This is a genomic window from Neobacillus drentensis, from assembly GCF_036965245.1.
Taxonomy (GTDB): Bacteria; Bacillota; Bacilli; order Bacillales; family Cytobacillaceae; genus Neobacillus; species Neobacillus drentensis_G.
The window spans coordinates 1-336 of record NZ_JBALPG010000251.1 but is presented as its reverse complement, the minus strand read 5'-3'; the positions used below and the strand labels follow the sequence as shown (position 1 = coordinate 336).

General features: G+C 32.4%; 1 protein-coding gene. It reads right to left on the bottom strand.

Annotated elements, in window-relative coordinates; translation table 11 throughout:
- A partial coding sequence (locus V7150_RS26470; protein ID WP_335524289.1) for a MerR family transcriptional regulator occupies positions 1-123 on the bottom strand: 123 nt, incomplete at its 3' end.
- Between the last annotated feature and the right edge of the window lie 213 nt (positions 124-336).

The following is a 336-nucleotide window of genomic DNA, read 5'->3' as shown; positions in this document are numbered from 1 at the left end:
CTTTTCACTAAAATTTCTATATCCGTTTTCTTCAATTTTTGGGTGTACCAGCCCTTGCTTTTCGTAGTATTCTATTGCTTTTTTTGTCAGTGAACTTTTTTTGCATACCTCGTTTATTAACATCGATATCACCTCAAGAGAATAATAAGCTAACCCCCAAGGTGAGAGTCAACATTAAATCTGAGATTAATAAGAATATTCCTCAATTTGAGTATATTATCTTATTCAACTGGACCGTTAGTTTATCTACATTCCTTTACAATCTTCTCAGTATATTTTAACATAAGCTTCCAATTTTCTCCTTGAGTGTTACTCAAGAAAATTGCCCTATTGTGG